Origin of the sequence: Pseudomonas protegens CHA0 (assembly GCF_000397205.1) — a bacterium.
GTDB classification, from domain to species: Bacteria; Pseudomonadota; Gammaproteobacteria; order Pseudomonadales; family Pseudomonadaceae; genus Aquipseudomonas; species Aquipseudomonas protegens.
This window is the reverse complement of record NC_021237.1, coordinates 3753320-3778439: the sequence shown is the minus strand read 5'-3', so window position 1 is coordinate 3778439 and position 25120 is coordinate 3753320. Positions and strand designations below refer to the sequence as shown.

General features: G+C 63.8%; 22 protein-coding genes. 12 read left to right on the top strand and 10 right to left on the bottom strand.

Going from position 1 to position 25120, the window contains the following annotated elements:
- Positions 1-49: 49 nt before the first annotated feature.
- Positions 50-862: a DeoR/GlpR family DNA-binding transcription regulator gene (locus tag PFLCHA0_RS16815; RefSeq protein ID WP_015635853.1), complete on the bottom strand. Its 813-nt coding sequence runs from the start codon at positions 860-862 to the stop codon at positions 50-52.
- 124 nt (positions 863-986) lie between these two features.
- Entirely contained in the window at positions 987-1772 is a 786-nt protein-coding gene (locus PFLCHA0_RS16810) for a hypothetical protein (protein WP_015635852.1), read from the bottom strand.
- 206 nt (positions 1773-1978) lie between these two features.
- Between PFLCHA0_RS16810 and PFLCHA0_RS16805 the strand changes: the two genes are divergently transcribed.
- The gene (locus PFLCHA0_RS16805; RefSeq protein WP_015635851.1) at positions 1979-2632 is read left to right on the top strand and encodes a DUF2272 domain-containing protein; all 654 of its coding nucleotides are present in this window, start codon (positions 1979-1981) and stop codon (positions 2630-2632) included.
- Positions 2633-2674: 42 nt separating this feature from the next.
- On the opposite strand, the gene PFLCHA0_RS16800 is transcribed toward PFLCHA0_RS16805, so the two are convergent.
- Positions 2675-3226 (bottom strand): hypothetical protein, encoded by a 552-nt coding sequence (locus PFLCHA0_RS16800; RefSeq protein WP_041752758.1) that lies wholly within the window; start codon positions 3224-3226, stop codon positions 2675-2677.
- 182 nt (positions 3227-3408) lie between these two features.
- On the opposite strand from PFLCHA0_RS16800, the gene PFLCHA0_RS16795 reads away from it, so the two are divergent.
- The gene (locus tag PFLCHA0_RS16795) at positions 3409-3606 is read left to right on the top strand and encodes a hypothetical protein (RefSeq protein ID WP_041752294.1); all 198 of its coding nucleotides are present in this window, start codon (positions 3409-3411) and stop codon (positions 3604-3606) included.
- Positions 3607-3723: 117 nt separating this feature from the next.
- Here the strand turns inward: PFLCHA0_RS16795 and PFLCHA0_RS16790 are convergent, their stop codons facing one another.
- Positions 3724-4467, bottom strand: coding sequence for a substrate-binding periplasmic protein (locus tag PFLCHA0_RS16790; RefSeq protein ID WP_015635849.1), 744 nt, complete (start codon positions 4465-4467; stop codon positions 3724-3726).
- A gap of 185 nt (positions 4468-4652) precedes the next feature.
- Between PFLCHA0_RS16790 and PFLCHA0_RS16785 the strand changes: the two genes are divergently transcribed.
- The 7 genes from PFLCHA0_RS16785 to PFLCHA0_RS16755 all read left to right on the top strand — a co-directional run bounded on the left by PFLCHA0_RS16785 (position 4653) and on the right by PFLCHA0_RS16755 (position 13172).
- Entirely contained in the window at positions 4653-5684 is a 1032-nt protein-coding gene (locus PFLCHA0_RS16785) for a lysozyme inhibitor LprI family protein (RefSeq protein ID WP_041752293.1), read from the top strand.
- Positions 5685-5960: 276 nt separating this feature from the next.
- A complete protein-coding gene (gene fabV, locus PFLCHA0_RS16780; protein ID WP_011061617.1) occupies positions 5961-7157 on the top strand; it encodes an enoyl-ACP reductase FabV in 1197 nt (398 codons plus the stop codon).
- A gap of 238 nt (positions 7158-7395) precedes the next feature.
- On the top strand, positions 7396-8094 hold the full coding sequence (locus tag PFLCHA0_RS16775) for an AzlC family ABC transporter permease (protein ID WP_041752292.1): 699 nt from the start codon (positions 7396-7398) through the stop codon (positions 8092-8094).
- Complete coding sequence (locus tag PFLCHA0_RS16770) at positions 8094-8405, top strand: AzlD domain-containing protein (RefSeq protein ID WP_011061615.1); 312 nt, start codon at positions 8094-8096, stop codon at positions 8403-8405. Before PFLCHA0_RS16775 ends, PFLCHA0_RS16770 begins: the two co-directional genes overlap by 1 nt.
- Positions 8406-8472: 67 nt before the next feature.
- On the top strand, positions 8473-9462 hold the full coding sequence (locus PFLCHA0_RS16765) for an SMI1/KNR4 family protein (RefSeq protein WP_041752291.1): 990 nt from the start codon (positions 8473-8475) through the stop codon (positions 9460-9462).
- Positions 9459-10412: a GDP-mannose pyrophosphatase NudK gene (gene nudK, locus PFLCHA0_RS16760; RefSeq protein ID WP_015635844.1), complete on the top strand. Its 954-nt coding sequence runs from the start codon at positions 9459-9461 to the stop codon at positions 10410-10412. Before PFLCHA0_RS16765 ends, nudK begins: the two co-directional genes overlap by 4 nt.
- 192 nt (positions 10413-10604) lie before the next feature.
- Positions 10605-13172, top strand: a complete 2568-nt coding sequence (locus PFLCHA0_RS16755) for a bifunctional diguanylate cyclase/phosphodiesterase (protein WP_015635843.1) — start codon at positions 10605-10607, stop codon at positions 13170-13172.
- A gap of 9 nt (positions 13173-13181) precedes the next feature.
- Here the strand turns inward: PFLCHA0_RS16755 and PFLCHA0_RS16750 are convergent, their stop codons facing one another.
- From PFLCHA0_RS16750 to PFLCHA0_RS16730, 5 genes are read right to left on the bottom strand one after another with little or no spacing between them, the layout of a single operon-like run.
- Entirely contained in the window at positions 13182-14594 is a 1413-nt protein-coding gene (locus PFLCHA0_RS16750) for a DUF2252 domain-containing protein (RefSeq protein ID WP_011061611.1), read from the bottom strand.
- Between the two features lie 44 nt (positions 14595-14638).
- A complete protein-coding gene (locus tag PFLCHA0_RS16745; RefSeq protein ID WP_015635842.1) occupies positions 14639-16057 on the bottom strand; it encodes an ATP-binding protein in 1419 nt (472 codons plus the stop codon).
- The gene (locus PFLCHA0_RS16740) at positions 16057-17862 is read right to left on the bottom strand and encodes a DAHL domain-containing protein (protein ID WP_015635841.1); all 1806 of its coding nucleotides are present in this window, start codon (positions 17860-17862) and stop codon (positions 16057-16059) included. The genes PFLCHA0_RS16745 and PFLCHA0_RS16740 overlap by 1 nt, the downstream gene beginning before the upstream one ends.
- Complete coding sequence (locus PFLCHA0_RS16735) at positions 17859-18854, bottom strand: cytochrome-c peroxidase (RefSeq protein WP_015635840.1); 996 nt, start codon at positions 18852-18854, stop codon at positions 17859-17861. The genes PFLCHA0_RS16740 and PFLCHA0_RS16735 overlap by 4 nt, the downstream gene beginning before the upstream one ends.
- Positions 18844-20769, bottom strand: a complete 1926-nt coding sequence (locus PFLCHA0_RS16730) for a GGDEF/EAL domain-containing response regulator (RefSeq protein WP_015635839.1) — start codon at positions 20767-20769, stop codon at positions 18844-18846. Before PFLCHA0_RS16730 ends, PFLCHA0_RS16735 begins: the two co-directional genes overlap by 11 nt.
- Positions 20770-20970: 201 nt before the next feature.
- Between PFLCHA0_RS16730 and PFLCHA0_RS16725 the strand changes: the two genes are divergently transcribed.
- From PFLCHA0_RS16725 to PFLCHA0_RS16715, 3 genes are all read left to right on the top strand, one after another.
- Positions 20971-22302, top strand: coding sequence for a response regulator c-di-GMP phosphodiesterase, NosR family (locus PFLCHA0_RS16725; RefSeq protein ID WP_015635838.1), 1332 nt, complete (start codon positions 20971-20973; stop codon positions 22300-22302).
- Between the two features lie 129 nt (positions 22303-22431).
- Positions 22432-23067: a LysE family translocator gene (locus PFLCHA0_RS16720; protein ID WP_011061605.1), complete on the top strand. Its 636-nt coding sequence runs from the start codon at positions 22432-22434 to the stop codon at positions 23065-23067.
- A gap of 171 nt (positions 23068-23238) precedes the next feature.
- The gene (locus PFLCHA0_RS16715) at positions 23239-23895 is read left to right on the top strand and encodes a ribonuclease T2 family protein (RefSeq protein WP_011061604.1); all 657 of its coding nucleotides are present in this window, start codon (positions 23239-23241) and stop codon (positions 23893-23895) included.
- Positions 23896-24009: 114 nt separating this feature from the next.
- Here the strand turns inward: PFLCHA0_RS16715 and dapA are convergent, their stop codons facing one another.
- Positions 24010-24858: a 4-hydroxy-tetrahydrodipicolinate synthase gene (dapA, locus tag PFLCHA0_RS16710; RefSeq protein ID WP_011061603.1), complete on the bottom strand. Its 849-nt coding sequence runs from the start codon at positions 24856-24858 to the stop codon at positions 24010-24012.
- Positions 24859-25120: the final 262 nt, after the last annotated feature.

Here is a 25120-nt window from a genome sequence, read left to right as displayed (position 1 = left end):
GGAGCAAGTCCTGCGCCACGGGCTGCTGTGGGCCGGGGCTATCGCTGGCTCAGGATTGTGCCGGCAGCAGCAGTTCCACACCGTGCTTGCGGATCCCGTCCGCCGCCGCAGGGGCCAGTGCGGCGTCGCTGATGATGATGTCGAACTGTTCCAGCCCGGCGATCTTGTACATGCTGAAGGTGCCGTACTTGGAGCTGCTGGCCACCAGCACCACCTGGGTCGCCGACTGCATCGCCACCTGCTTGACCTCGACCTTCAGCGCCGATGGCGTGGTGATGCCCCGGCGCAGGTCCCAGGAACTGGTGGAGATAAAGGCCACGTCGGTCACCACCTGGCGCAGGGTGGCCACCGCCAGCCCGCCGACACAGGAGTGGTTGGAGTGGTCCAATTGCCCGCCGGTATGGATCACCGTCACCTGGGGCGCGTCCATCAGGGCCTGGGCCACGCCGAAATCGTTGGTCACCACGGTCATCCCCGACAGCGCCTTGATGTAGGGCACGATTTCCAGGGTGCTGGTGCCGGCGTCCAGGTACACGGTCATGTCCGCGTGCAGCAGGCTCGCCGCCAGCTTGGCCATGGCCTGCTTCTGCGGCAGCTCCACCACGGCCTTGGACTGATGGCTGGGCTCGCTGTGCAACTGGCTGGCGATGCGCACCCCGCCGGTTACCGAGTGGGCGCGGCCTTCCTGCTCCAGCAGGGCGATATCCCGGCGCACGGTCATGTGCGAGCAGTCGAACATCTCCATCAACTGATGCACGCTGAGCACCTGGTGCTTGCGCAACTGGCGCAGGATCTGCTCGCGGCGCTGTTCGGGAATCATCGGTGCGCCGCTGTCACTGGCAAGGTCCTTGGGGGTGGGCATCGTGGCTCCGAAGGGGATGGTTAAAGGCCGGCGGCGCACATGATAATCAAAACTCAAGCTCATCGCTTCAGTGATAGCCTCTGTTCGAGTCATCTGCTGGTGACCGTCGAGCCTGTCAGGCGCCTTAGGCGCCAGAGTGGATCAGTTGGTTGTAGCACCCTTCAAGATCAACCTTGAAACTAGTCAGCACCTGTACCGCCTGCACTTGCTCTGTTGAGGAAATGTCTTCGGTTGCCTGGCTGCTCATAAAGGCTTTGCCATTGGGGGTCGGGGCGAATGAGAGTTTCTGTTGATCGTCCATTGCGGTCGCTTTGCGGCTGGCCCACCCGAGTATCTGTTCCTGGGTCAAAGGCACTGAGGCAATGCTGCCCAACGTTGCAATGAGGTGCTGCCGGCTGAGTTCTATGTAGTGAATGGCGTCGGTGGCTGCAGTTGCTGCACTGGCCTTCTGCTTGGCTGGCGCTTCGACGATGGCCCAGTTCTGCTGTTTATCCGACAAGCTGTTGAGGACGTTTTTGATGCAGGCAAAAGACTTCACGGCCTCGGCATAGGCGGCTTCCTGTCGGGAGAATTGATAGCGGGTCGATGAGCCCAGCCCGAGTACGGCTAGGCCCGCGCCATAATTGGTCATGGCCGTTTTGCCCGCCAGGCCGCCTGCTCCAGCCAGCAGGGCTCCGGCACTGGTCATGTCGCCGCTACTCCAGTCACGCTTGTCAGCATTTGTTCCTTCTTTTACCGCACTATCGATGAGCTTGGTCAGTTCCGAGTTCACGCTGGATATTTCGGCAAGCTTGGTCGGTACTGGTGTAAAGGGAAGGGCTAGCTTATTGGGCGGGGTTGGCCATTGAGCCTGCATAGGACCGTAGGCGCAGCCGCTAAGCAAAATGATCGGCAGACATAGATATTTCATACGCTCTCTCTAAGTCGCGTTTTGCCATTAGGGTTGAGGCGTGAGCGTAGTTCAGGTCTGCGTTAGTACAAGATGGCAAACGGCTGCTGATCAACTGTAAAAATGGCTTTGCCCGCCAATCAACCAATGAAAGATGTCTAGACTTGAGCGGGAAGCAGAATTGAACCTACGCAGTCTTTCCAATCTCGATCAGCAAGGAAGTTGCCATGTCTGTCACTCGCCAGGACATCGTCAATGCCGCCTATGAAGAATGGGCAACTTGGGGATATTCACGTTTCAATCGTATTACCGGTGAACGACAAATTGCCCATGTCGATGATGAAGACCTGTGGGCAGATTATGTGATTGAGCAGTACTGCGCCGAAATGGGAAAGGAGGCTCCCTCTCGCAGGAACATTGCCGAGGATAAGTGGGCCTGGTCCGCAGTGGGCATCACCGCGCTCATGCGCAAGGCCGGATTCAACCACCAGCAATGGCCTTTTATCGTGGCTCACCACACTTACCTGAGGCGTTTCATTCGGGCCGGGAAACAACAACAGCCGGACCTGTTCTGGGGCGTGCCGGTGGATGCCCCGGGGGGACAGCCGAAAGCGGGGGATTTGATCGCCTACGCGCGTTTTGATGAAGGGGATCTGTCTTCCGTCGAGCAAAAATGGAAAACGGCCAGAAGCCGTTTCGATCTGAATGATAGATATAACAGTCATGCCGACATAGTGGTGGCGGTCAGACCTGGCGAGGTTGATGTAATCGGAGCAAATGTGGAAGACAGCGTAACGCTCAAGACACTGGAGTTATCGCCGGATGGCTACCTGAGCGATCGGCATTACTACTGGTTCGTGACGTTGAAGTTCAGAGACTGAAGTCTGCCTGGCAAGCCTCAGTCTCTGTGAGCGAGCTGGGCGTTAGAGCAAGGTCAGAAACTCTGCAACAGCCTCTCGGCTTAAAAACCGATTGATCTTGTTATCGCGGACGGGGCCATGGTGTTCAGTGGTGAATCTCAATAGCCGTGCGCAATATTCAATGGCAAAGCTGTGGTTTGTCTTGCTGGTGGTGATGAAGGTTCGGCAACTATCGTCACCTGCGACTGACAGCAGAAGGTCTCTTAGACTCGGATCGAAGTGCATCGAGTTTCCTGAACACTGAAGTATTCCTGCTTCTTCTGTACAAGGCGTAGCGGACTCTTCATTGGTCGTGTCGATCCCTTCATTCCAGTTCCAGGAACTCTCAAACCCAGCCAGTACCCTCAAGACTTCCAGCATTACCGCCTTGCGATGCAAGGGGCTTGTCCAGGGGCCTAGCGCCGCGTAACTCTTCGAGTAGATATCGTTTCGCTCGTTGGGCGCAAAAATGGCTGGGTCGGCATTTTTGCCCCATACAACCAATTGGTCCAAAAAGCTGTCCGGTGGCGCACCGCGGTCTTTGACTTCCTGTTTGGTCGCAACGTATTGGCTCATGTTGTTTCCCCGGATGAGGTGAGGCTTGGATTTGCCCGCTTGCCCTATCGAGGGATCAGGCAAAAGCCTGCTTCATGATAGCCGTCAATGAGATGGGCAAGATGGAGCGGGTAGGGGTAAGGCTCGGCAGGGGGCCTTGAGGTCGGCGAGGTAAAGCCTGAGGCGGCTCAGGCCGGCGGTTCATGCAGCTGGGCGTAGGCTTCGGCCTTCAGTTCGCCGCTGCCGGTGAGGGCCTGGCCGGCTTCGTTGTACAGGACGAAATCATGCTGCAGGCCGCCAACTCTGGCCGCGCCGTCCAGGCCCAGCAGCAAGGTGTAGAACTGGTCACTGAGGTCGCAGTCGAGCAGCGCAAGAACTTCGGCCTGTTGCTCGGCGGGTAGCGCCAGGTTGCGCAGGCGCCTGGTGGCGTTGGAACCCGGGGTGGTCTGCAGGCTGTCCAGGTCGTGCTGTTTTTCGGTGATCCAGCTGGCCTCCAGGGTCTTGGCATCCTTGGCGATTCAATCCTTTGTCGAGCGGTATCGGGCCTGGTCGATATGCCAGCGTTGCTTGAGCTGCTGCAGGCTGCCATCGCGCTTCATGCCGTCCAGGGCCTGCTGCCAGCGGGCCACCTGGGCCGCATCGACCTTGGGCGAAAAGGCGATGTAGGCGTCCTGGTGCATCAGTGGCATCTGGTAGCGCAACTGGTCGAGGGCCAAGCCCTCTTCGGCGGCGAAGGTGCCCACGCTCATGGTGTCGGCCACCACGTATTGCACGCGGCCGACCTGCAGCAGGCGCATCATGATTTCCGGGCTGTCGACACCCCACAGGTTGTCCAGCCCCTGCTGCTTGAGGTAGCTGTAGACCAGCCATTTGCGCGGCACGGCAATCTGGCCCCGGGTCTGGTGCAGGTCGGTGACCGGCGTGCTGTCGCCATTGCGGGTATAGAGGGCGGTTTCGGTGCGCATCAACGGGCCTACCCACTGGTAGCGCGACTCGCGCTCGGCGGTGCGCAGTATGGTGAACACCGCCGTGTCGTCATCGCTTCCGGCATCGCGCAGGGCCCGCAGCATCGGCCGCAGTTGCACGTTCACCGTGTCGCCGCTGCGCTGCGCCAGGGCCTGTACCACATCGACACCAAACCCCACCATCCGCTCGCCCTGCTGGAAGTGCAGCGGCGGGTGGTTGTCGGTCAGCATGCGCAACTCGCCAGCGTGGGCCGCAAGGCTCAATAGCGGCAACAGTGCCTGCAGCATCCATTTCATGCAGTGCCCTTGGAGTTTGAAAACGCAGAGCTTAGTACGACTGGTTGCCGCCTGTCGCGATAAAAGCTGCCGGCTCCGTGCCAGGCTTCAGAGGGGGTTGCCCGGGGGCTTTTTTCGTCGGGATGTCGCTGAAAACACTCCACTGCAGTTATTCTTGCGCCGCCTTTTCAGAATGGAATCGACCCATGTTCGCTCCCCTTGTTCGTCCCTTGCGAGCCACTGGCTTGCTGTTCGCGGTCCTGGCCTGTTCCCAGGGCGTGCAGGCCAGCAGTTTCGACTGCGCCAAGGCCGCCAGCAGCAGTGAAAAGGCCCTGTGTGCCGACCCCTATACCGCCTCGCTGGACAGCCAGCTGGGCAAGGCCTGGAAGGCGACCCTGGCCAAGGCCAAGGACCCCAAGGCGCTGCGCCTGGACCAGCGTGAATGGCTCAAGGAGCGGGATCAGTGCGCAGCCGACCTGGGTTGCCTGCGCAGCAAATACCTGAGCCGCCTGGTCGCGTTGCGTTATGTGAATGTGCCGTTCGAGTGGCAGGGAACCTGGCAGCGGGTCTCGGTCAGCCCGTTCTACACCGGTGATCTGGTGATCCGGCGCACTGGCGAGAATCGCCTGAGCTTCGATCTGTCGGCCATGGGCGGCGCCAACTCCGGTTCGCTCGCGGGCAAGGCGCAGATCAAGGGCGGTGAGGCCAGCTACAGCGTCGAGGGCTGCAACCTGCGCTTCACGCAGCGCAACGGCCTGTTGCAGGTGAGCCAGGAGGGCGACTCCTTTGCCTGCGGCGCCGGTTCAGGGGTGTATTACGACGGGCTCTATGTGGCTTCCAAGCAAGCCCTGGAGAGCCATTACGACCTGCTGTCCACGGCGCTGGTGCGCACCGAGGAAGAAGACCGGCGCGCCCGGAAACTGCTGAAGAAGGACTATCAGACCCTGCTCGACAGTGGCTCGTCGTTCTCCGCGGATACCTCGGCCGAACTCAAGGGCGCCGAGGTCACCGATATGTGGCTGCCGGGCCTGGCCACCACCAATGCGGCGATTTTCGTGCGCGGTACCCAGGGCCAGTTGTGGGTCGCGCTGTTGGTGGTGGCAGGGCCCAAGGATGAAGTGCGGGTGCGTTACTACACCACCGAGCCTGAGTGGAAGCACAGCCTGCCGGATGTGGTGCAGAGCTGGTATGAAGCGCGCAGCAAGGACAAGCAGCTGCCGCTGGACATGATGCCCTGAGCCGGCGCGGCGAGCGGCCAGGGGCAGGGCGCGCAAGAGATTTCGCCGGACGGACAGGCAACAGCGTCGGCGCACCTGCTAGAGTCTCGCCCCGGGCTGTGCGCAATCGCGCTTGGCGGGCGCGCAACACCACCGCCGTGCCCCCTGGAACCGGGGCCTGACGGGCAAATTCCTCAGGTTGGTGACGCGAAGCGAATATGAGCGTCTACGACTAGTGCAAGTGACACTGCCGCCGCCGTCATCGGCGCCTGGCACTTTGAAATTGGGAGAGTATGTATGGTCATCAAACCCCGCGTTCGCGGCTTTATCTGTGTGACGACCCACCCGGTCGGCTGTGAAGCCAACGTCAAGCAACAGATCGATTACGTCACCCAGCAGGGCGCCATCGACGCAGGGCCGAAGAACGTACTGGTACTCGGCGCTTCCACCGGCTACGGCCTGGCAGCGCGGATCACCGCAGCGTTCGGCTGTGGCGCCAACACCCTCGGGGTGTTCTTCGAGCGCGGCAGCGTTGACGGCAAGCTGGGCACCGCCGGCTGGTACAACACCGCGGCGTTCCACAAGTTCGCCGAAGAAAAGGGCCTGTACGCCAAGAGCATCAACGGCGATGCCTTCTCCGATGCGGTCAAGGCCGAGACCATCGAGACCATCAAGCGCGACCTGGGCAAGATCGACCTGGTGGTCTACAGCCTGGCCGCACCGCGCCGCACCCACCCCAAGACCGGTGAAGTGCTGAGCTCGACCCTCAAGCCACTGGGCAAGTCCGTGACCCTGCGCGGTGTCGACACCGACAAGGAAATCGTCAAGGAAACCACCCTGCAGCCGGCGACCCAGGAAGAGATCGACGGCACCGTGGCGGTGATGGGCGGCGAAGACTGGCAGATGTGGATCGACGCGCTGCACGAAGCCGGTGTCCTGGCCGAAGGCGCCAAGACCACCGCCTTCACCTACCTGGGCGAGAAGCTGACCCACGACATCTACTGGAACGGTTCCATTGGCGAAGCCAAGAAGGACCTGGACCAGAAAGTCATCGGCATGCGCCAGCAACTGGCCGGCCTGGGCGGCGACGCCCGGGTGTCGGTGCTCAAGGCCGTAGTGACCCAGGCCAGCTCGGCGATCCCGATCATGCCGCTGTACCTGTCGCTGCTGTTCAAGGTGATGAAGGAGCAGGGCAGCCACGAAGGTTGCATCGAACAGGTCTACGGCCTGTACAAGGACAGCCTGTACAACAGCGAGCCGGTGATCGACCAGGAAGGCCGCCTGCGTGCCGACTACAAGGAACTGCAACCGGCGGTCCAGGACCGGGTCAAGCAGCTGTGGGACCAGGTGACCAGCGAGAACCTCTACGAGATGACCGATTTCGTCGGTTACAAGCAAGAGTTCCTGCGCCTGTTCGGTTTCGAGATCGAAGGTGTCGACTACGAAGCCGACGTCGATCCGGACGTGAAGATCAGCAACCTGATCCAGCTGTAATCCGCTCGTAGCATCAGCCAGCGCCCCTCCCTCGTGAGGGGCGCTGTCGTTTGCATCCCCCTATTTCCCGTAGGAGCCAGCTTGCTGGCGAAGAGGCCCGCAGGTCTTGTGCTGGTCTTGGAGACGCCTTCGCTGGCAAGCCAGCTCCTACGAGGGCGGGGCAATTGCGCAAGATCGTTCAAGCCAGGGGCGCCGGCAGATGGCACAGTCAGCGTCCGTTACTTGTGTGCAGGGTTTTATGTCCAGCGTTCTCCTACCCCGTGCCGCGTTCATCCGTGGCGCCATCGCCATCATGCCGCTGTCCCTGGCCACCGCGCCCTGGGGGCTGCTGGCCGGTTCCATGGCCATCGAGGCCAATCTCACGCCGCTGCAGGGCCAGGGCCTGTCGAGCATCGTTTTCGCCGGTGCCGCGCAATTGGTGGCCATCGGCATGCTCAAGGGCGGGGCGGGGATCTTCTCGATCCTGCTCACCACCTTGCTCCTGACCTCCCAGCATTTGCTCTACGGCATGAGCATGCGCTCGGTGATTTCACCCTTGCCCGGCCGCTGGCGGGTGGGCCTGGGCTTTCTGCTCACCGACGAGCTGTTCGCCTTGACCAGCGCCCACGACAAGCAGCAGTTCGACCGCTGGTACGCCCTGGGCGTCGGGCTGACTTTCTATGTGGCCTGGAACCTCTTCACCCTGCTGGGCATCGTGCTGGGCAAAAGCATTCCCGGCCTTGAGCACCTGGGCCTGGACTTCTCCATCGCCGCCACCTTCATCGCCCTGATCACGCCACTGGTGCGCAATGTGCCGACGGTGGTCTGCGTTGCCGTATCGCTGTTCTGCTCAGTGCTGTTCAGCTACTGGCACTGGGGATCGGCGCTGGTGCTGTCGGGGCTGGCGGGCATGACCGCAGGTTTTGTCTGCAACAAACTCTATTGGGGGCAAGCATGATGGTCTGGGCAGTCATCTTCGGCATGGGCCTGTTGGTCTTTCTCAATCGCTACGTGTTTCTTGAACCGCGCCTGCCGTTGCGCCTGAGCAGCAATGCCCGGCAGTTCCTCGGCTTTGCGGTGCCGGGCATGCTCACGGCGATCTGCGGCCCCATCGTGTTCATGCCCGACCACGAGCTGAACCTGCACTGGAGCAACCCCTACCTGCTCAGCTCCCTGGTGGCCATTGCGCTGGTGATCTACACCCGCAACACCCTGCTCAGCATGCTGTTGAGCATGGGGTTCTTTTTCCTCCTGCGCTGGTGGTTCTGAGGGCCGTTTGCGGTAGCCTGTGCAGCTTTCGGCACCGGCCGACCTTCAACCGCAACGGATGCATCGGATGAGCGAATTTCCCCACGATATCGACCTGGACGCGTTCTGGGACCGGGCCACCAGCAGCAAGATCAACCAGCCCCCCGCCAGCCCTGGCGTCATAGCCCAGTTGCAGGCGCAACTGGGCTATCGCCTGCCGCTGTCCTACGTGGCCTTCATGAACCGCTACAACGGCGGGCGCCCGCACCTCAGCTGTTTCCCCACCGAGCAGGGCACCTCCTGGGCCGAGGACCACTGCGCGATCGACAGCTTTCTGAGCATCGGCTGCGATGGCGACTATTCCCTGGGCGGTGGCCTGGGCAGCCGTTTCATGATCGAGGAGTGGGGCTACCCGGACCTGGGGGTGTACATCTGCGATTGCCCCTCCGCCGGCCATGACATGGTTGCCCTGGACTACAGCGAGTGCGGGCCCGAGGGCGAGCCGCGGGTGGTGCATGTGGACCAGGAGGCCGACTACGCGGTGACAGTGCTGGCAGCGGATTTCGAGGCCTTTGTCCGCGGGCTGGTGTCGCCCGAGGTCTACGACACCTCGGAACAGGATTACCTGGATGATCTGGACAAGGTCGCCCACGCGCCGTTCTCGCCCCTGCTGGAGGAACTGCTCGGCCATTTCAGCGCAGTCCCCGACCTGGGGCCGCTGATCCGCCAGATCGCCTTGCGCATCGTCCATGAGAAGCGCTACTTCGCCCTGCATGCCGATCCACTGTCGCAACTGCTCTATGACCTGCAGTTCTGGCTGTACCAGAATCGCTACCCGGTCCCCGACAAAGAGGCGTACCTGCAGGTCTATCAGGACATGATCGCCTTCGCCAGGGGCTTCGGCACCGGCGGCTACGCCCCGGACTTCATCCGCGACTGGTTCCGTAACCGCCTGGCAGGCGGCCAGCTGCGGCAGGCGGCGGGCGGGTTCGCCCTGGCCCCGGCCTACCAGGCGCAATTGCTGGAACAACTGGCCGGGTTTCGCCCCGCACCCCTTCAAGCCCAGGAGCAGCCATGAGCGAGGAAACCATCCGCATCACCGCCGAACAGACCCTCTCCGACAACTGGTACGTGCTGAAGAAGTACAGCTTCGAGCTGCGCCGCCGCGACGGCAGCTGGCAGGCCCAGGACCGCGAGGTCTACGACCGGGGCAATGGCGCAACCATCCTGCTGTACAACCTGCAACGGCGCACGGTGCTGCTGACCCGGCAGTTCCGCATGCCGGCCTTCGTCAACGGCCACAGCGGCTACCTGATCGAGACCGCTGCCGGGCTCCTGGACAACGCCAGCCCCGAGGTGCGCATCCGCCAGGAAGCCCAGGAGGAAACCGGCTACCGGGTCGGCGAGGTGCAGAAGGTCTTCGATGCCTTCATGAGCCCGGGTTCGGTGACCGAGCGGGTGCATTTCTTCATTGGCCATTACCAGGCCGAAGACCGGATCGACGCAGGCGGCGGGCTGGAGCACGAGGGCGAGGACATCGAGGTCCTGGAACTGGATATCGACCAAGCCCTGGGCATGATCAAGAGCGGGGAGATCGCCGATGGCAAGACCATCATGCTCCTGCAATACCTGCAACTGCATGTGCTCAAGCCCCGCAGCCTGATGGTGCTGGTGGCCGGCCCTTATCGCTCTGGTACCGACGATGACCCGGCGCTGCTGGCGCGCAATGTCGAGGCCATGGAGCACTGCGCGGCGCAGGTCCTGGCGGCGGGGCACTTTCCGGTACTGGGGGAATGGGTGGCGTTGCCCATGACCCGGCTGGGGGGTTCCCGGGCGGTGGGCGACGAGATCTACAACCAGCGCTTTCATGCCTATGCCGAGCGCCTGCTGGAACGCTGCGATGCGGTGCTGCGCATCGGCGGGCCGTCGGCGGGCTGCGATGCCATGGTCGAGATCGGCCAGCGCCTGGGCCTGGCCCTCTATCACCGGGTGGAGCAACTGCCGGTGGTGCCCGGCGGTAATGGCTGACGCGCCGCTCCAGGATGCCCCGGCGCCGGCAATCGGCGCCGGGGGAATACCCGCACAGGCCCCGCCAGGGGCTTTTCTTCAGGCCCTGCGGGGAAAAACTGTCTATCGTCAATAGGCAAGCGGGAGCTTCGTCGAAGGCCGCGTGAGGCAGGGTCGCACCGGTCGGTTTGTCGTTATGGCGCCTGGAGCACTATGGAAAACTTCGGTCTTGATCCGTCTCAAGGGCGCAGCACCTCCAATCAGGCGCTGACCCGCGCCACCTTGCTGGGTTGCTCGGGGCTGCTGCTGGCGCTGTTTCTCTTCACCGGTGTGTTGCTGGTATACATCGCCCTCGACCAGAACCTCGAGGCCGAGCAGCACAACCGCCTGGACATCGACAAGGCCCTGCAATCCTTTGCCGGCAATGCCCGCACCACCCTCAAGGACTACGCCCTCTGGGGCGATGCCTACCAGCACCTGCACCTTAAGGTCGACCTGGACTGGGCCTTCAACCGGCAGAATTTCGGCCCCACGCTGTACCGCGACCTGGGCTTTGACGGGGTGTTCGTGATCAACCCGGCCGGCCACACCGTGTACTCCCTGGTGGCCGGCGACCTCAGCGAGATGGATGCCCGCGACTGGCTGGGCGAGGCGTTGCCGCCCCTGGTCAGCGCAGCGCGCGAGGCCGGCGGCAAGGTGGTGGACCGTTACCAGTCGATTGCCGGCACCCCGGCGCTGGTGCTCGCCGCTGTCATAGGCCCGGGCAACGACCCGCAAGTGCGCCCTGATGCCGGGCCGCAGTCGGTGCTGATCTTCGTCGCCCGTTTCGACCCGGCGCGGTTACTGGCCCTGGGCCAAGGCCTGGACATCGAGCATCTGCAGGTGGCCCGTGCCGCCACGGACCAGAGCTTGCCGACCCTGGACTTGCCCGACGGCGCCGGAACCCTGCAATGGCGGCCGGCGCGCCCCGGGCACCAGTTGCTGGTGCTGGTGATGCCGCTGTTGCTGCTGGCCGGCCTGCTGGTGGGCCTGATGGCGGCGTTCCTGTTGCGCCGCGCCGATGCTGCAGCGCAGGTCATGGACCGGCAGGTCCAGGCGCTGCGCGCCAACCGCTGGGCCCTGGCCGCGAGCGAGGAGCGCTTTCGCGATGTGGCTGAAGCTGCGTCCGACTGGATCTGGGAAGTCGACGGGCAGCTGTGCTTTACCTACCTGTCCGAACGTTTCGAGGCGGTCACCGGGTTGACCCGGGAGTCGACCCTGGGGCGGCCGATGACCGAGCTGCTGAGCTGCGAACAGGGTTCGCTGGGCCAGTGGCTGGCGGCCCCGGAGCGGCGTTCCCAGGCGATCCAGCAGTGCCTGTACCGGGATGGCCAGGGGCAGTCGCGAGTCTGTCGCCTGTCGGTGCGGGCCATGGCCGCCGGGGGCTTTCGCGGCACCGCCAGTGATATCACCGAGGAGGTCGCGGCTCGAAGGCGGGTCGAGTACCTGTCCCAGCACGATGCCTTGACCGGCCTTGCCAACCGCACCCGCATGCAGGAGTTTCTCGAAGGCCGGCTGCAGGCCCCGCCGACCCTGCAGGAACCGCTGCTGATGCTCAGCGTCGACCTGGACCGTTTCAAACCGGTGAACGACCTGCTGGGGCACGCCGCTGGCGACCAGGTGCTGCACGAGGTGTCCCAGCGCCTGGCCCAATGCCTGCGCAGCGAGGACCTGGTGGCCCGGGTCGGCGGCGACGAGTTTGTCCTGGTGGTCACCGGCCAGGTGGCTGGCCACGAGATCGAAGGCTTGTGCCGGCGGCTGATCGAGCGGATCGAGGAACCGTTCTATATCGCCGGGCACGAGGTCTTCATCAGCGCCAGCATCGGCATTGCCCGGGCCCCGGGCGACGCCTCCCAGGCCGAAGAACTGCTGCGCTTTGCCGACATCGCCCTGTACGAGGCGAAAGCGGCGGGGCGCAGCACCTGGCGTTTCTATGCGCCCTACATGAATGTGCGGATCATCGAACGGCGGCGCCTGGAGCGTGACCTGCGCCATGCCATCGAGCAGGACCAGCTGCTCCTGCATTTCCAGCCGCGCTACCGCGTGCTCGATGGCCAGTTGATGGGCGCCGAGGCCCTGGTGCGCTGGCAGCATCCCCAGCATGGCTTGCTGGGGCCGGACGTGTTCGTGCCGATTGCCGAGGACACCGGGTTGATCCTGCCGCTGAGCAACTGGGTACTGCACGCAGCCTGTCGTGCGGCGCGAGCCTGGCCGGAAGGCCGACTGCTGGCGGTCAAGCTGTCGCCGGCGGAATTCCTGCGCGGCCAGCTGGTGGCGCGGATCGCGGCGGTGCTCAAGCAGAGCGGCCTGGAGCCGTCACGCCTGGAGCTGGAAATGACCGACAAGGTGCTGCTGGACGACAGCCGCCACGTGCTCACCATCATGCAGGGGCTCAAGGCGCTGGGGGTGCAGTTGCTGATCGACGATTTCGGCACCGGCTACTCGGCGCTGCAGTACCTGCAGACCTTCCCCCTGGATGGCCTGAAGATCGACAGCAGCTTCATCGCCCGGCTCAACCACAACGATGCCGGGCGCTCCATTGTCGAGGCGATTGTCGACCTGGGGCATGCATTGTCCTTGCGGGTGGTCGCCGAGGGGGTGCAGGCCGCAGAGCAGTTCGGGGTCTTGCGCGACATTCAGTGCGATGAGGTGCAGGGCCCGCACCTGAGCCCGCCGCTGGACCAGGAGGCCCTGCTGAAGCTCTATGGCGAAGCCGCCCGGGCCTCGCGCCCGATCACCTGAGCCTGTGTTTCAGGGCAGGTGGTCGGCGGCGAAGTCGGCCTCCGAGCGCGCTTGCAGGCGGCCTTTGCGGCAGGCCTGCTGGAAACGCTCGAAATCCCGTTCGTTCTGCGTGGCATAGGCCTGGGCGTAGTGCCACAGGGCTTCGGCCAGGGTTTCGCTCTTGCCGATGTAGCCGCTGATCCGCGCGGCCTGGCCCGAAGCCTTGGCGTGGGCCCGGGCCAAGGCCCGGCCGCAGATCCTGGCATAGGCGGCGAAGGTGTCCTCGTCGAAGGTCTCAAGTTCCGCCGAGACCTTCATGTCGCGCAGTTGGCGCACATAGAAATGACGGCCGTTGGGGCCGGTGGTCCAGCCCAGGAACAGATCGCTGGCGGACTGCATCAGGCGCTGGCCTTCCACCACCCGCTGGCCGTTGTGCCTTGGCTTTGAACGTTCGCGCACATAGTCGGCGAGCACCGAGCGCCGGGCTTCCTTGAATTGCAGGAACAGTGGCCGCTGCTGGGCGTCGGTGAGCAGCGCCACCAGGCAGCGGGTGCCGACGCTGCCAACCCCCACCACCTTGAAGGCCAGGTCGCTGGGCTGGAACCGTGCCAGCAGGTCGCGGCGGTCGGCCTGCAGGGTGCCGCGGTAGTCGCGCATGAAGGTGTCGTACAGCGGCCGCCAGTCTTCCAGGCGCATCCAGTCATCGTCGGGGTCCAGCAGGCTGGTGGTGTTGTGCAGGTGGAAGATTTCCGGCAGGTCGTCGCGAATCAGCAGGCGGCCCCGGGCGTCGCGTTCGCTGATCTTGGGCAGGAGCTCGGCATGGGTGCGCCGGGCGGCCTTGTCGATGGCCCGTTGCACATGCTCCAGGGTGTCGCTGTTGGAGCGCGCCTGGTGCAGCAGGTCTTCGTAGGTCAGGGCGTCGTACCAGATCTCCAGTGCGCTTTGCCCGGCGCAGGTGGCCATGCTGCGCTGATAGGCGCCCACCAGTTCGCGGCACAGGGCCTCTTCGACCCCCGGGCCGTGGCGCAGGTGCCGGGCGGCAATCAGGAAGCTCGCCACCAGGCGCTTGAGGTCCCACTCCCAGGGGCCGGGATGGACCTCGTCGAAGTCGTTGACGCTGAACAGCAGGTTGCGCTCGGGGGTGGCAAAGCCGCCGAAGTTCATCAGGTGGCAGTCGCCACAGATGGTCGAGCGCAGGCCCATGTCCGGGGTGCTGGCCAGGTCGTGGGCCTGGAGCAGGGCGTTGCCACGGTAGAAGGTGAAGGGCGACACCAGCATGCGCCCGTAGCGCAGTGCCACCAGGGACTGGACCCGGCCCTGGCTGGAGGCCTCGATCAACGGCAAGGGGTCGCGCTTGATCTGCCCGGGATCGGAATGGGAGCTGCGGGGGCAGTCCTTGCGGGCTTGCTTGCCGAGCTTGATCGAATCGTCGGGGCGGTTCATGGACAGCTCCTGTGCCAGGCCTTAGCGGTAGGGGGGCGGTTTGGCTAGGGTTGTGCGGGCAACTCCTGACGCGCCTGCCGGATCGGCAGTTCCACGCGAAAGGTGCTGCCGACGCCGGGCTGGCTCTGCACGCTGATCTGCCCGCCGTGCTTCTTGACGATGCCGTAGGACAGCGACAGGCCCAGGCCGGTCCCCTGGCCCACCGGCTTGGTGGTGAAGAAGGGGTCGAAGATCTTGGCCAGGTGCTCCTGGTCGATGCCGCAGCCGCTGTCGCTGACCTCCAGCCAGACCCGCTCGCCGTCCACGCCGTTGCGCAGGGTAATGGTGCCGCGCTCGGGGCCTATGGCCTGCGCCGCGTTGACCACCAGGTTCATCACCACTTGATTGAGTTGGGAGGGCAGGCATTCGATTTCCGGCAACGGCTGGTAGTCGGTGACCAGGTCGGCCTTGTACTTGAGTTCGTTGGCAACAATGTTCAGGGTCGAGTCGATGCCCTGTTGCAGGCTCGCCAGCTGCCATTGCTGGTCGCTGTCGACCCGGGAGAAGTTCTTCAGGTCCTTGACGATCTGCGCCACCCGGCCGATGCCTTCCTTGGACTCCCTGATCAGTACCGGAATGTCCTGCTGGAGGAAGTCCAGGTCGATGCTCTCGCGCAGGCTCTGCAGGTGCTTGCGCAGTTCCGGCGCGGCGATGGCTTCTTCGGCCTGGCGATAGGCGCTGAGCATCTGGTCGAGCTGCTGCAGGTAGCCTGCCAGGCTGCCGAGGTTGGAGGACACGAAACCGATGGGGTTGTTGATTTCGTGGGCGACCCCGGCGGCCAGTTGCCCGAGGGAGGCCAGTTTTTCCGATTGCACCAGCTGGTTTTCCAACTGCTTGCGTTCGTCGATCTCCAGTTGCAGCGCCGCCCCGGCCTGCCTCAGGTCTTCGGTGCGCTGCTGCACCAGGTGCTCCAGGTGATGCATTTGCAAAAGCGCGCGGGCGGTCATTTCCCACTTGCTGGTCAGGGTGTTGGCCATCTGCTGGACTTCGATGTTGTCAAAGGGCTTCTTCAGGATCAGCAGGCGGTGATGACCCTGCAGGCGCTCCAGCAGCTCTTCCCAGGAATAGTCGGAGTAGGCGGTGCACACCACCACCTGTAGCCGCGGGTCCTGTTGCCAGAGGCGTTCGATGGTCTGCGCGCCGTCCCAGCCCTGGGGCATGCGCATGTCGACAAACGCCAGGGCATAGGGACGCTGCCGCTCCTGGGCCTGGCAGACCATGGCCAGGCCTTCCTCGCCGCCGTAGGCCGAATCCAGTTCAAAAGGCTGTTGCCGGGGCTTGGTCGTGGCGCCGAACAGCTGTGCCTCCAGGTCATCCAGGCCGTTGTCGTCTGCCTCGGGCGGGGTGAGGATCTTGCGAAAGTCCTCGTGGATCGACGGGGTATCGTCGATCAGCAGGATCCGGCGATTGTTCAACTGGTCCATCATGGGTCCTCTGCGCTGATCAGCGGGATGTCCAGAGTGAAGGTGGCGCCCAGGCCGGGGCCATCACTGTGCACATTCAATTGTCCACCCATCTCCATGGCCGCCAGGGCGCAGCTATGCAAGCCGAAGCCGTGGCCGTCCTTGCGGGTGGTGAAGCCGTGGGAAAAAATCCGCGTCAGGTTCTCCGCGGGGATGCCTTCGCCTTCATCCTTGACGCTGATGCTCAGGGTCTGGCCGTCCAGCACTCTGGCGCTCAGGGTCAGGGTCCGTGAATGATCATCGAGGTTGGACATGGCGTACTTGGCGTTGCTGATCAGGTTGATCAGGATCAGCAGCATGCGGTGCTTGTCGCCCATCACCGGAGGCAACGGGCCATAGTCCTTGACCACCGTGACCTGATGCCGGGCCAGGGCGCCGGAGTTCATGCGCAGGGCGTCTTCGATCAGCTCGGCGACCCGCAGGGGTTCTATCAGCCGAGAGGCTCCGGCATAGGATTGCTGGGTGGCGACGATTTCCTTGATGTGGTCGACGCTACGGGCCAACTGAGCCAGTTCTTCGCCCATGCCCTGCTGCTCGGTGGCTATGGCTTCGACCAATTGATTGAGGTAGCCGGGGAGCAGCTTGCCTTTGTCGTCTTCGGTGAAAAAACGCCCCAGGTCATCCTGGTGCTGGTTGATCAACTGCATGGCCTTGCCCAGCCCTTGTGCCTTGCTGGAGCGCAGGGTGCGGCTGAGCATTTCGCTGCAGATATTCACGCTGTTGAGCACGTTGCCGACGTTGTGCAGGACGTTGGTCGCAATTTCCGCCATGCCCGCCTGGCGGGCGCTGTCCATGAGTTCGCTCTGGGCTTCCTTGAGCTCCCGGGTGCGTTCCTCGACCCGGTGTTCCAGGTGCTCGTTGGCGCTCTGCAGGGCCGTGTTCACCCGGCGGATGACCGCGTAGCTGCGTACCAGCCTGACGGCCAGGTAGAGAATCAGTATCACCAGCAAGGCGGCAAAGAGCAGCAGGTACTGGTGGGCCTTCTGGTCCTGCAGGTCGGCCTGCGACTGATCGGCGTTGAGCAGATGGGTGATGTCGTCCAGGCGCTGGGCGATGGGGATCGAGGTGATGCGCTCCAGCAGGTCGTTGACCACCGGCTGCTCCCGCAGAATCACCGAGACGTGGTTGCTGAGGATCTCCACCGGCTCATGCATGGGTTCGGGCAGGCGCTCCTTGTTGACCGCCAGTTTGTTCAGCCCCACCAGGATGTCTGCGGCCCGGTCGTCGCTGGAAACCTGGGCGAACTCCAGGCTGCTGAGCAGCAGGTCATAGGTATCGATGGCAATGGTCTGCTCTGACAGCCGCGCCTGGTCGTCAAGGCCGGCCAGGCGGCGCTGGATATCGTCTTCGGCAGTGGGCAGGAACGCCAGGGAGTTGCGCAGCACCGCGTTGTGGGTCTTGAAACGCTCCACCAGGCCGGCCTTTTCCTGGAAGGCCTCGATGAACGCCTGGTGGCCGGCCGTCCAGGCGGCCGGGTCATTGTGGTTCTGTTGTGAAAGCTGATCGAAGCGGTTCCACAGCTGGTTGATCTCTTGCACCGGCATGACCAGTGGATCGTAGTCGTGGGTAATGGCGATCCGAGCCTTGAGCACCTCGGTTTCCCATTGGGCATTCAACTGCTTGATATGGCTGATCAGGTCCCGCGCCAGTACGTAGTTCGAGGGCTGGCCGATCACCGTCTTGAAGTAGAGAAAGGCCAGCCCCAGCACCAGGCTCAGGGTCAGTAGCGACAGCAGCATGATCGGCACGCGTCGGGACAGCTTCATAAGGGCTTGCCCTGCCATTCGCCGGTCAGGGTCTTGAGAAACTTGACGATCAGGCTGATGTCCTGGGTATTGGGCGGGCGCCCCAGCTGATACTTGAACATGACTTCCACTGCCTGCTCCAGGGTCGGCGCCGAACCGTCGTGGAAGTAGGGCGCAGTCACTGCGACATTGCGCAGGCTGGGCACCTTGAACACGTTGCGGTCCTGTTCGTCGCCGGTGACCAGGAAGCGCCCCAGGTCGGCGTCGGTGGGGTTGCCGCGGGCAGCGAAGTAGTCGCCCATCACGCCGAACTTCTGAAACATGTTGCCGCCGATATTGACCCCCTGGTGGCAGGCGATGCAGCCGTAATCCTTGAAGCGCTGGTAACCGTATTTTTCTTCCAGGCTGAGGATGTCGGTATTGCCTTGCAGGTACTGGTCGAACCGCGAGTTGGCGCTGAGCAAGGTCTTTTCATAGGTGGCCAGGGCATTTTGCACGTTGGCTGCGGTGATGCCGTCCGGGTACAGGGCACCGAAGGACTTCTGGTAGGCGCTGTCATCGCTCAAGGTGCGGATCAGCGCCGGCCAGGTGTTGCCCATCTCGCTGGGGCTTTGCACGACGCTGTCGATCTGCGCTTCCAGGGATTCGACGCGCCCGTCCCAGAACTGCCGGAAATTCAGCGCGGCATTGAACACGCTGGGGGTGTTGACCCGGGTGGGTTGCCCCTTGAAACCCGGCGATTTTGCCTGGGAGTCGGCCCCGCCCTGGTCCAGCCGGTGGCAGCTGGCACAGGACAGGCTGTGGTCCTGGGACAGGCGCGGTTCGTTGAACAGCTGGCGCCCGAGCTCGACCCGCTGGGGGTCGAGTGCCGGCGGTGCGGGCAACGGCTTGAGCGGTTCGTCCAGGGGCGCGGCAAAAGCGCTCGGGCTGCTGGCGCCCAGCCCTGCCCAGAGCAGCAGGAGCAGTACCCGTGCGCGGCGGCGCGGCGGCTGGCGCGGTTGTTCAGTGGTCATGGTCCGTCACCTGGAACTGCGGCCTGTGCTTGCCCAGCAGGCGAGCGAAGTCTTCGGCGGGCAGCGCCTTGCTGAAGTAGTAGCCCTGGGCTTCCTCGCAGCCTTGCTGCTGGAGAAAGGTCAGTTGCTGGTGCGTCTCCACCCCTTCGGCGATGACCTTCAGGTTCAGGCTGCGCCCCAGGTTGATGATGGCGCTGACCAGTACGGCGTCCTTGTGTTCGTGGCTCAGGCCGTGGATGAAGGATTGGTCGATCTTGAGCACATCCACGGGAAACTTGCGCAGGTAGCTCAGGCTCGAATAGCCGGTACCGAAATCATCGACGGCCAGGCGCACGCCCAGGGCCTTGATCGCCAGCAGGGTAGCCAGCGTGACCTCGACGTTCTGCAGCAGTACGCCTTCGGTGATTTCCAGTTCCAGCCAGGCCGGGTCCAGGGCGTTGTCGCTGAGCGCGTCGCGCAGTTGCTGGAGCAGTTGCGGCTGCCTGAAGTCAGCCGCCGACAGGTTGATGGACAACGGCACAGGGGGCAGGCCGGCGTTCTGCCAGGCCCGGCACTGGCGAGTGGCTTCCCCCAGGACCCATTGGCTGATGCGGGTGATCAAGCCGCTGTCTTCGGCCACTGGAATGAACAGCTCGGGGCTGATCCAGCCCTGTTGCGGGCGTTGCCAGCGAATCAGCGCTTCAGCGCCTACCACATTGCCCGAGGCCAGGTGGATTTTCGGCTGGTAATGCAGGTGGAACTCCCGGCGTTCCAGGGCCTGGAGAATCCCCGACTCCAGGTATTGCTGCTCCCGGGCCCGGTGCGTCATGTCATCGGTGAAGAAACAGTAGCTGCCCGGTGCCTGCTCCTTGCTGGTGCGCATGGCCATCTCGGCTTTCTTGATCAGCGCCAGGGCATCCTGGCCATCCTCGGGGTACAGGCTGATGCCCAGGCTGGCCGTCACCTGCAGGTCGTGCCCGGCGATGTCATCGAACTGGCTCACGGTGGCCAGCAGCTTTTGCGCAAGCGCGCGTATCTGCGCCGGATGCTGCTGGTCATGGAGCACCACCACGAACTCGTCGGAGCCGTAGCGAAACAGCGAGTCCGACTCGCGCATGCCTTGTTCCAGGCGCCGGGCGATTCTCTTGAGCAACTCGTCCCCGGCCGGGTATCCCAGGGCATGGTTGATCCGCTTGAACCGGTCCAGGCCGAGGAACATCACCGCCAGCCGCTGCTCATAACGGCGGGCCCGTGCCATGGCCTGGCCCAGGCGGTCCCCCAGCAAGGTGCTGGAGGGCAGGCCGGTGAGCACGTCGTAGTGCAGCAGGTGGGAGACCTTGAGCAGTTCGGCCACCCGTCTTTCGATGGTCTGTTGCAGGTCGTCGAGTTTCTGCCGGGCGTCCTGTGCCATCTGCCACTTCCAGGTCAGCGCGCTGGCCATCTGGCGGATTTCCAGGCTGTCGAAGGGCTTTTTCAGGATCAGCAACTGGTCGCCGAATGCCAGGCGTTGCGCCATGGCTTCCCAGGAATAGTCGGAATAGGCGGTGCACAGGGCGATCTGCAGGTCCGGGTCGGCGTTCCACAAGCGCTCGATGGTTTCCAGGCCATCCCAGCCGGGGGGCATGCGCATGTCGATGAACGCCATGGCATAGGGCAGGCCCAGGGCCAGGGACGCTTCGACCCGGGCCAGGGCCTCTTGGCCCTGGAACGCCGAATCGAGGCAGAAGGGCGCTTGCTGCGCTGGCATCGTGGCGTGGCCGAACAACTGTTGCTCGGCCAGGCTCAGGTCCGGGGCCTGGCGCGGCGCCAGGATCTTGTGGAAATCCTCATGGATTGCCGGGCTGTCATCGACAATCAGGATCCGTCGGTTGGCCCGCCCTGGGGGCTGGTCCGAGGCGTCTTGTGCCTTTGTCTGTGCGTCACTGCCAGCGTCCATAGACCTTCCCTAGTACCCTGAGCCCGCCTTGCAACGTTGTCAGCATAGTCATTGCGCAGTGCCGCGGTTGACGAATTTATTTCGCGGGGGGCAATGGCGTGAAAATAAAAAACTCATCTAGGATTGTCTGGGAAAAACCGCCGCTGCCGAGCCGTCCGTGAGCACGGAGCGGGGCAGCCTATGCCGCACAGGGAGAGCCCCATGGAAGATCCGCAGCCGGTTGAGCCAGGTAGGCGTCCACGTGTGTTGCTGGTGGACGACGAGGAGTCGATTCTCAACAGTCTCAAGCGCCTGCTGCGTCCCGAGCCCTATGACGTGCTGCTGGCCAACAGCGGCGCCAGAGCGCTGGAGATCCTCGCCGAAGGCCCCGTCGACCTGGTGATGAGCGACGCGCGCATGCCCGGCATGGACGGCGCGGCCCTGTTGGCCCGGGTGCGGGAGAAGTACCCGGCGGTGCGGCGAATCCTGCTCACCGGTTATGCCGATCTGAACACCATCATCAAGGCCGTCAACGACGGGCAGATCCACCAGTACCTGAGCAAGCCCTGGAATGACGAAGAGCTGCTGCTGATTCTGCGCCAGACCCTGGAGCACCAGCTCGCCGAGCGTGAGCTCAAGCGTTTGCAGCAGTTGGTCCTGGAGCAGAACCAGCAACTCAAGGCCAGCAACGCCAGCCTGGAACGGCATGTGGCCTCGCGGACCGCGGAGCTGCAGCAGACTGCCGACATGCTCGACCTGGCCTACGAAGAACTCAAGCACAGCTATGTGACCGCCACCGAGGTGTTTTCGCTGCTGGCCAACCTGCGGCTGCCCGCGGACAAGCAAACCAACCGCAAGATCATCGAACTGGTGCGTGCCTGCTGCAAAAGGCACGGCCTGGACGAGGCCAGCAGCCGCGACCTGACCATGGCGGCGGCCCTGTACAACATCGGCAAGTTGAGCTGGAGCGATGCCATGCTGCTGGCGCCGGCGGACTTGTTGCGCCATACCGATCAGGCGCGCTACCGCGCCTATCCCGAGCAGAGCGAATCGGTGCTGATGGCACTGGAACCGATGCAGGATGCCGCGCGGCTGATCCTTCATCACCAGGAGCGCTGGGACGGCAGCGGCTTTCCCCTGCGCCTCAAGGGCGAGGCGATTCCCTGGGGCTCCCGGCTGTTGAAGCTGGCGGTGGATTTCATCGAATTGCAGTGCGGGCTGATTCTGGAGCGGCACATGAACAGCGATGAAGCCCTGCTGTTCATTCGCAAGTACGCGGGCCGCCTGTACGACCCGAATCTGGTGGAAGACTTTGTCCAGGTCTGTGCCGCCTACCAGAGCGATGTCACCGTCGATGATCCGACGGTCAGGGTCCTGGGAACCCGGGAGCTGCAGGCCGGGATGGTCCTGCGGCGCAACCTGAATGCCGACAACGGCATGTTGCTGCTCAATGCCGGCAAGGTGCTCAGCGAACCGCTGGTGCAGAAACTGATCGCCTTCGAAGCCATGGAAGGGGCCCGCTACAGCATCTTCGTCAGCGTTCCCGACGCCTGAGTGGTGTGTGCGGTCCGTCGTGCTTGCCCGGTGCCGCAGTGATCCGTCATATTTTGCCCCCCGCGTAGTGGGCGCCCTGAGGTGCTCCGGGCGATTTCGGATCGCGGCGGATGACCTTGGAGCGAACCCATGGATATACCAACCCTGCTGCTGTACATCGTCACCGTCAGCGCGGTGATGATTACCCCCGGCCCCTCGATGTTGCTGGCCTTGAACAATGGCGCGGTGCATGGCATGCGGGTGGCTGGCTGGGGCATCGCCGGCGCGGCGTTGTCCGACCTGCTGCTGATCGGCGCGGTGGGCTGCGGCCTGGGGGCGTTGCTGCAGGCCTCGCAAGAGCTGTTCGTGGTGGTCAAGAGCTGCGGCGCGGCCTATCTGCTGTATCTGGCCTGGGGCTTGTGGCGAGCGCCTACCCGTGCGCTGGCCTGTACGGTGGGCGGGGCCTCGGCCAGCGGCTGGTCGGCGTTTCGCCGGGCGTTGCTGGTGGGGCTGTCAAACCCCAAGGGCCTGCTGTTTTTCTCCGCCTTCGTGCCGCAGTTCGTGCGCCCGGAGCAGCCGGTGGCCGAGCAGTACCTGATCCTGGCCGTGGTCAGCGCCCTGGTGGACTGCCTGATGATGAGCCTCTATGCCGTGGGTGGCCGGCGGGCCATGGCGCGCTTTTCCGCCCGGGTCATGGGCTGGATCAACCGCAGTTGTGCCGGCCTGCTGGCGGTGCTGGCGCTGGGTGTCGGCCTGTATCGGCGCAGTGAGGGCGCTGCCGCCTAGGGCATTGGCGGGTATTCTCCGGGCCGCTGCCTGACCGGCTTCTGCGGGACACCGGGCAATTGCTGTCATGTTCCGGCAACGCCGGCCTGCCAGAAAGATCAGGTTGTTTTCAATCCGTTCCACCCCGATGGCGGGGCCAGGACGATGCGCTTTCCCAAGGAGAAGGTCACGATGAGAAAGTTTTTTACCCTGATGGCAGCCCTGGTGCTGACCCTGGGGATGGTGGGCATCAGCGACGCACGTCAGCCCAAGCAGCAGCGCGATTCGGTGGCGGGTACCTTCGACTACTACCTGCTGACCCTGTCCTGGTCGCCGACCTTCTGCCTGATGCACCCGGAAAACGAGCAGTGCACCGGCAAGGGCTACGGTTTTGTCCTGCACGGCCTGTGGCCGCAATACGCCAAGGGTGGCTGGCCCGAGTCCTGCCCACCCCTGACCCAGCTCAATGCCCAGGAGCGGGCCAAGGGCCTGACCCTGTTTCCCACCGCCAAGCTGATGAACCATGAATGGAGCAAGCACGGCACCTGCAGCGGCCTGGGGGCCATGGGGTACCTGGATGCCGCGGACAAGGCCCTGGCCAGGGTACAGATTCCCGAGGCGCTGCAGCCTTCGACCACGGTGCGCTATTTCGAGGCCAGCCAGATTGCCCAGCAGTTTCGCCAGAGCAACCCGGGGATCGCCGAGAACGGCATCGCCATTCTGTGCAGCGGCCCCGAGCTGTCCGAGGTTCGTGTTTGCCTGACCAAGGACCTGGAGTTCGGCGCCTGCGGCAAAGGCGTGAAGAACCAGTGCCGTGCCGGGCAGATCCGCATTCCGCCCATCCGCTGAAGGCACCTGCAAGAACCCCACCGATGTCGCATCGCTGTAGGAGCTGGCTTGCCCGCGAAAGCCTACCTGGGGCGGGTGCAAGCCGTGGCGGCCTCTTCGCCGGCAAGCCCGCTCCTACAGGGTGCGGAGCAGGGTTTGCAGGGCGGCGCTGCAATCGTGCATCGGTGCTCGCAACTGCGTTCCGATCAACCCCTGGTGGGCCAGCAGTGCCTTGACCGGCGCCGGGTTGGGTTCGGCGAACAGCGCCTTGATCAGCGGCACCAGTTGCATGAAGGTGCTCCGGGCCGCGTCCAGTTGCTGTGCCCGGACCTGTTGCAGCAAGGCGACGAACCGTTGCGGGTGGATATGCGCCGAGGCCGCAATGGCACCATGGGCGCCCAGGCACAAGGCGTTGAACAGTTGCAGGTCCTCGCCGCACAGCACTTCGATCTGCCCGCAGGCCAGTAGCGCCAGGGTCTTTTCCAGGTTGCCGCCACAGTCCTTGACCGCCGCGATCCGTGGATGGGCCACGATGTTCAGCAAAGTAGCGGTGTCCAGGCTCACCCCGGTGCGGTAGGGAATGTCGTAGACAATCAGCGGCACGCTGGAGGCGTCGGCCACGGTGGCGAAGAAGCTCTCCAGGGCTGCTTGCGACGGCCGGATGTAGTAGGGCGCGGGCACCAGCAAGGCGGCCACCGCACGCTCGAGGATCTGTTCCTGCAGGCTCAGCAGCGACTTCAGGTTATTGCCCGCCAGCCCCATGATCACCTTCCCGGCGGGGGCTCGCTCCAGCACCGCATCGAGCACCGCCAACTGCTCGTCCTTGTCCAGGGCCGCGGCCTCGCCGGTAGTGCCGCAAACCACCAGCCCGGCTACGCCGCTTTCCAGCAGGTGAGTGGTCAAGCGCCCCAGGGCGGCGAAATCGACGGCGCCGTCGATGAAAGGGGTGACGATAGGGACCCAGATACCTTGAAACGATGACATGCGTGTTCTCCTGATGGTTGACCGTCGGGTCGTCGTCAGAAGAGTAGAAGGGCGGTAAGCAGGGGGAGGGTGTCCGTAGCGCTTGAGGTCCTGTCAGCTCATCTGACGGGACACAGCGCCCCGGTCACATGAGCGACTGTTTCTTCGATTTAGAGCTGCAGGCCACGCGCGCCTCGACCTTGGCCGACAGGCCAATGGTGCGAAGGATGAAGGGCGTGGCTGGGGACATGGTCGCTGCAGGCTCAAGAATCAGGCGCCCAGT

What these genes read in the sequence shown, in the direction of transcription:
- PFLCHA0_RS16815 (WP_015635853.1), bottom strand. Translation starts at nt 862, where the DNA reads ATGCCCACCCCCAAGGACCTTGCCAGTGACAGCGGCGCACCGATGATT.
- PFLCHA0_RS16810 (WP_015635852.1), bottom strand. Translation starts at nt 1,772, where the DNA reads ATGAAATATCTATGTCTGCCGATCATTTTGCTTAGCGGCTGCGCCTAC.
- PFLCHA0_RS16805 (WP_015635851.1), top strand. Translation starts at nt 1,979, where the DNA reads ATGTCTGTCACTCGCCAGGACATCGTCAATGCCGCCTATGAAGAATGG.
- PFLCHA0_RS16800 (WP_041752758.1), bottom strand. Translation starts at nt 3,226, where the DNA reads ATGAGCCAATACGTTGCGACCAAACAGGAAGTCAAAGACCGCGGTGCG.
- PFLCHA0_RS16795 (WP_041752294.1), top strand. Translation starts at nt 3,409, where the DNA reads ATGCAGCTGGGCGTAGGCTTCGGCCTTCAGTTCGCCGCTGCCGGTGAG.
- PFLCHA0_RS16790 (WP_015635849.1), bottom strand. Translation starts at nt 4,467, where the DNA reads ATGAAATGGATGCTGCAGGCACTGTTGCCGCTATTGAGCCTTGCGGCC.
- PFLCHA0_RS16785 (WP_041752293.1), top strand. Translation starts at nt 4,653, where the DNA reads ATGTTCGCTCCCCTTGTTCGTCCCTTGCGAGCCACTGGCTTGCTGTTC.
- fabV (WP_011061617.1), top strand. Translation starts at nt 5,961, where the DNA reads ATGGTCATCAAACCCCGCGTTCGCGGCTTTATCTGTGTGACGACCCAC.
- PFLCHA0_RS16775 (WP_041752292.1), top strand. Translation starts at nt 7,396, where the DNA reads ATGTCCAGCGTTCTCCTACCCCGTGCCGCGTTCATCCGTGGCGCCATC.
- PFLCHA0_RS16770 (WP_011061615.1), top strand. Translation starts at nt 8,094, where the DNA reads ATGGTCTGGGCAGTCATCTTCGGCATGGGCCTGTTGGTCTTTCTCAAT.
- PFLCHA0_RS16765 (WP_041752291.1), top strand. Translation starts at nt 8,473, where the DNA reads ATGAGCGAATTTCCCCACGATATCGACCTGGACGCGTTCTGGGACCGG.
- nudK (WP_015635844.1), top strand. Translation starts at nt 9,459, where the DNA reads ATGAGCGAGGAAACCATCCGCATCACCGCCGAACAGACCCTCTCCGAC.
- PFLCHA0_RS16755 (WP_015635843.1), top strand. Translation starts at nt 10,605, where the DNA reads ATGGAAAACTTCGGTCTTGATCCGTCTCAAGGGCGCAGCACCTCCAAT.
- PFLCHA0_RS16750 (WP_011061611.1), bottom strand. Translation starts at nt 14,594, where the DNA reads ATGAACCGCCCCGACGATTCGATCAAGCTCGGCAAGCAAGCCCGCAAG.
- PFLCHA0_RS16745 (WP_015635842.1), bottom strand. Translation starts at nt 16,057, where the DNA reads ATGGACCAGTTGAACAATCGCCGGATCCTGCTGATCGACGATACCCCG.
- PFLCHA0_RS16740 (WP_015635841.1), bottom strand. Translation starts at nt 17,862, where the DNA reads ATGAAGCTGTCCCGACGCGTGCCGATCATGCTGCTGTCGCTACTGACC.
- PFLCHA0_RS16735 (WP_015635840.1), bottom strand. Translation starts at nt 18,854, where the DNA reads ATGACCACTGAACAACCGCGCCAGCCGCCGCGCCGCCGCGCACGGGTA.
- PFLCHA0_RS16730 (WP_015635839.1), bottom strand. Translation starts at nt 20,769, where the DNA reads ATGGACGCTGGCAGTGACGCACAGACAAAGGCACAAGACGCCTCGGAC.
- PFLCHA0_RS16725 (WP_015635838.1), top strand. Translation starts at nt 20,971, where the DNA reads ATGGAAGATCCGCAGCCGGTTGAGCCAGGTAGGCGTCCACGTGTGTTG.
- PFLCHA0_RS16720 (WP_011061605.1), top strand. Translation starts at nt 22,432, where the DNA reads ATGGATATACCAACCCTGCTGCTGTACATCGTCACCGTCAGCGCGGTG.
- PFLCHA0_RS16715 (WP_011061604.1), top strand. Translation starts at nt 23,239, where the DNA reads ATGAGAAAGTTTTTTACCCTGATGGCAGCCCTGGTGCTGACCCTGGGG.
- dapA (WP_011061603.1), bottom strand. Translation starts at nt 24,858, where the DNA reads ATGTCATCGTTTCAAGGTATCTGGGTCCCTATCGTCACCCCTTTCATC.